We start from the raw sequence: 4,567 nt of genomic DNA on the forward strand, positions 1-4,567 counted from the left end.
GCGGCGCACATCCGCAACCTCAACGCCGCGCGCCTGGCGGCGGACGTGATGGGCACGCCGACCCTGGTCGTCGCGCGCACCGATGCGGAAGCCGCCAAGCTGCTCACCTCCGACATCGACGAGCGCGACCAGCCTTTCGTCGACTACGACGCCGGGCGCACGATTGAGGGTTTCTATCATGTCAGGAACGGCATCGAGCCCTGCATTGCCCGCGCCATCGCCTATGCGCCTTACGCGGATCTGATCTGGTGCGAGACCTCGAAGCCGGACCTGGCACAGGCCAGGAAATTCGCCGACGGCGTGCGCAAGCACCATCCCGACAAGCTGCTCGCCTACAATTGCTCGCCGTCGTTCAACTGGAAGAAGAACCTCGACGACGCGACGATTGCCAAGTTCCAGAAGGAGCTCGGCGCCATGGGCTACAAGTTCCAGTTCATCACGCTCGCCGGCTTTCACCAGCTCAACTACGGCATGTTCGAATTGGCGCGCGGCTACAAGGCGCGGCAGATGGCGGCCTATTCCGAGTTGCAGGAAGCGGAGTTCGCGGCCGAGGCCGATGGCTACACCGCGACCAAGCATCAGCGCGAGGTCGGCACCGGCTATTTCGACGCCGTGTCGATGGCGATCACCGGCGGCCAGTCGTCGACCACCGCCATGCATGAATCGACGGAGCACGCGCAGTTCAAACCGGCCGCCGAATAGCGAACAGAAAAACTCAGAGGAAACGCCCGACAGGGCTTGGGACACAAGGAGAAAACCAATGGCATCGATAAGCCGCGTCAAGGAACGCGCCGAGGAACAGTCGACGACGATGAGCGTCGACCAGCAGGCGACGATCCGCATGCTGGCCAACGACCTGCACCGCCTCAACCAGTCGGTTATGAAGGCGGTCGAGGCGGGCGTCTCGGTGGAACTCGTGCGCTCGGCACGACATCACGGCGGCGACGGCAACTGGGGCGATCTGCTGATCCCGGTGATCGTCACGCAGCAGAGCCACGGCTGACTGAAATCCATGCAACCGACCCTTCACCTGCGCAGCCCCTGCGCAGGTGAATTTTCTTTTTATGAAATGCGCGTGTGGACAGTCGAGTACAGTAGCGTTGCTTGAAATTCACTGTCCCGGCGATGATTTCGGGCACTTTTATTTCAACTTGACATAGGCTGCGATCTCACGCCAATTGCGCTCCGGATTCAACTCTGCATTGAAATAGGGGCGAGCTTCTTGGCCGACTTGTGTGCCCGGTGAATCGCGAAGGCGAGACTCCAAGACATCCGAATCTGGTGACCCGCGGCTCAACCACCGAGGCGATCCGTGATCCGTCGCAGGTGCTTGTCGTCGGCAGGTCGCCAATCAATCGCGTGGTGATTTCAAAGATCGTCGAGCGATCCGGGCTCAAGCCGATTTCGGAATCTCCCGACACGGCGGCAAGGATCTTGCGGTCGCTCATTCCCGGCGCGGTTGTCCTTGACGGCGGCGCCGACAACAAGGACTGCGACAATCTGATGTCCAGCATCGACGCGTTGCGCCGCGCCTCGGGCAAATCGCTGCCACCGGTAATCCTGCTGTCAACCAAGAATGGCACCACAGAAAGCCTGGGCTTGTCTGGTGTCATCGATGTGGTGATCGCCAAGCCGATCACGCCCGAACGGTTGCAACCGGTGATCGATCGCCTGATCGGCCGCTGAGGCAATTGCGGGAAAGTGTGTAGCGGTTTTTCCGTCCGGAATCGAACCAGGTAAGGCCGGGCGACCACGGATCGCCCGGCGATCAGGGATCGATGATGCTTTCGATCAGTCCGGGCAGTTGTCCGAGATCGGATATCTGGCGGAACCTCGATTCGGTTACCGGCGCTTCGACATGCTCCAGCACCCAGGTCAGTTCATGCGGCACATGAACACCCCACCCGCCGGCCTCGATGGCCGGCACCACATCCGACTTCAGCGAGTTGCCGACCATCATGCTTTTCGCCGGACCATCGCCGTGGCGCTTGAAGAGCCTGCTATAGGTGGCAGCATTCTTGTCGCTGACGATCTCGACCGCGTCGAACAGATCGCCAAGGCCTGAGCCAGCCAGCTTGCGCTCCTGGTCGAAGAGGTCGCCCTTGGTGATCAGCACGAGGCGGAATGCGCCGGCAAGCTTTTCGACCGTCTCGCGGGCGTGCGGCAAGGCCTCGATCGGATGGCTCAGCATCTCGCGGCCGGCATCGAGAATCTCCGCTATGACCGAGCCCGGCACGCGGCCTTGCGTGACCTCGATCGCCGTCTCGATCATCGACAGGGTAAATCCCTTGATGCCGAAGCCATAGACAGCGAGGTTGCGCCTTTCGGCCTCCAGCAATCGTGCCGAGATGTGCTCCGCTTCGCCATGGTCGACGAGCATGGCGGCAAAGCGCTTTTCCGTCAGCCGGAAGAACTGCTCGTTCTGCCACAACGTGTCGTCGGCGTCGAAGCCGATCGTCGTCAGTTTGTCATTGCGCCGCATTGAACGCCTCGATTGGAATTGGGACGGCCGAAACTAAGCCGATTGGCGTGATTTTCAACCGCACCGGGCAATGCCCGACGCGGCTCCCCTTCCCTTCCATAGGAGGGCACGGCTATACTCCACAATCCGCAACCCAATCTGGTGAATGATGCCGCCTGCAAAAAAGGAAGTCCGTCCGTCGAGCCGCGGAGGACGCGCCCGCACGCCTGCCTTCGTGAAAAACCAACGAGGCGTCAAGAACTGGAAGGAAGTCAGCGCCTGGCTGGAATGGCGCGGCATCGAGGACATCGAGTGCATCACGCCCGATCAGGCAGGCGTCGCGCGTGGCAAGATGATGCCATCGAAGAAATTCACCTCCAACACCTCGCTGGCGCTGCCGTCGGCAGTCTTCATGACGACGATATCCGGCGGCTACCCCGAGGATGGCAACGGCTTCCATTACCCGGAAGACGACGGCGACCTCAAACTGATGCCCGACCTGTCGACGCTGACGGTGGTGCCCTGGGAAGAAGACCCGACGGCAGCGGTCATCTGCGACCTCGTCCACCAGGACGGACGCTCGGTCGAGTTCACGCCGCGCAACGTGTTGAAGCGTGTGGTGGCCGCCTATGACAAGCTCGGCCTGAAGCCTGTGGTGGCGCCCGAGATCGAGTTCTACCTGGTGCGCAAGAATCCCGACCCGGACTATCCGCTGACCCCGCCGGTCGGCCGGTCGGGACGCGCGATCGGCGGCGGCGCCGGCTATTCGATCGCCGGCGTCAACGAATTCGACGAACTGATCGACGACATCTACCATTTCTCCGAAAGCCAGGGCCTGGAGATCGATACGCTGATCCACGAGGAAGGTGCCGGCCAGTTGGAGATCAATCTGCGCCATGGCGACCCGATCGAACTGGCCGACCAGGTGTTCATGTTCAAGCGCACCATTCGCGAGGCGGCGCTGAAGCACGAGATCTACGCCACCTTCATGGCCAAGCCGATCCAGGGGCAACCCGGCTCCGCCATGCACATCCATCAGTCGATCATCGACAAGAAGACCGGACAGAACATCTTTTCGGCCGCTGACGGCTCGGAAACCGACGATTTTTTCCACTTTATCGGCGGCATGCAGAAGCATGTGCCGAACGCGCTGGTGATGTTCGCGCCCTATGTCAATTCCTACCGCCGGCTGACACAGGCGGCGTCGGCGCCGGTCAACAACAAATGGGGCTATGACAACCGCACCACGGCGTTTCGCGTGCCACGCTCGGATCCGGCGGCACGGCGCGTCGAAAACCGCATCCCGTCCTCCGATGCCAATCCCTATCTGGCGCTGGCGGCATCGCTTGCCTGCGGGCTGATCGGCATCACCAACAAGATCAAGGCCGAGCCCCCGGTCCTGACCACGGCCAATGCCGACGAGATCGACCTGCCGCGCGGCCTGCTCGAAGCCGTCGACCTGTTCGAGGGGGACGAGGAACTCTGCGCTCATCTGGGCAAGTCGTTCGCCGCGACCTATGCGGCGATCAAGCGCGCGGAATTCGAGACCTTCATGGAAGTGATCAGTCCGTGGGAGCGGGAGTATTTGTTGCTGAATGTGTAGGGGAGTAGGGGAGTAGGGCAGTAGGGCAGTAGGGCAGTAGGGCAGTAGGGCAAGGATGACGGCCAAGATTGAATCGTACAGGGATTTAATTGTCTGGCAGCAAGCTATGGATCTGGCGGTATCGATCTACGAAACAACCAGAGCTTGGCCAAGGGATGAGCTCTACGGCCTGACGACTCAGGTACGCCGTGCAGCCACCTCCGTTCCCGCCAACATTGCCGAAGGTTACGGGCGAGAAAGCCGAGCTTCCTATCAGCAATTTCTCAGGATCGCCCAGGGATCACTCAAGGAACTGGAGACCCATCTGCTGATCGCGCAACGCGTCGGAATCGCCTCGCACGAGACGATCGAATCATTGATGGCCCGCAGTGAGAGCGTCGGAACGCTCTTGCGGCTTCTGATCCGAAAACTGTCACCGGAATAGTCCTGCCCTACTGCCCTACTGCCCTACTGCCCTACTGCCCTACTGCCCTACTGCCCTACTCCCCTACTCCCCTACTCCC

At 61.2% G+C, this 4,567-nt stretch carries 6 protein-coding genes; 5 read left to right on the forward strand and 1 reads right to left on the reverse strand.

The window, feature by feature from the left end; all coding sequences use genetic code 11:
• The 3 genes from AC0L2D_RS31680 to AC0L2D_RS31690 all read left to right on the forward strand — a co-directional run.
• The coding region (locus AC0L2D_RS31680; protein WP_473544095.1) for a beta/alpha barrel domain-containing protein at positions 1-702 on the forward strand (702 nt) is incomplete at its 5' end.
• A gap of 58 nt (positions 703-760) precedes the next feature.
• Entirely contained in the window at positions 761-1,003 is a 243-nt protein-coding gene (locus AC0L2D_RS31685; RefSeq protein ID WP_006202762.1) for an SMc00767 family acetate metabolism repressor, read from the forward strand.
• A 278-nt stretch (positions 1,004-1,281) separates the two neighbouring features.
• Positions 1,282-1,686, forward strand: coding sequence for an ANTAR domain-containing protein (locus tag AC0L2D_RS31690; RefSeq protein ID WP_224621462.1), 405 nt, complete (start codon positions 1,282-1,284; stop codon positions 1,684-1,686).
• Positions 1,687-1,768: 82 nt separating this feature from the next.
• Here AC0L2D_RS31690 and AC0L2D_RS31695 read toward each other — a convergent pair whose 3' ends face one another.
• On the reverse strand, positions 1,769-2,482 hold the full coding sequence (locus tag AC0L2D_RS31695; protein WP_013530243.1) for an HAD family hydrolase: 714 nt from the start codon (positions 2,480-2,482) through the stop codon (positions 1,769-1,771).
• Positions 2,483-2,627: 145 nt separating this feature from the next.
• On the opposite strand from AC0L2D_RS31695, the gene AC0L2D_RS31700 reads away from it, so the two are divergent.
• Positions 2,628-4,064: a glutamine synthetase family protein gene (locus AC0L2D_RS31700; protein ID WP_027035719.1), complete on the forward strand. Its 1,437-nt coding sequence runs from the start codon at positions 2,628-2,630 to the stop codon at positions 4,062-4,064.
• 55 nt (positions 4,065-4,119) lie between these two features.
• Positions 4,120-4,488, forward strand: a complete 369-nt coding sequence (locus AC0L2D_RS31705) for a four helix bundle protein (protein ID WP_064994597.1) — start codon at positions 4,120-4,122, stop codon at positions 4,486-4,488.
• Positions 4,489-4,567 lie beyond the last annotated feature (79 nt).

It is taken from the genome of Mesorhizobium sp. WSM4833, assembly GCF_055811095.1.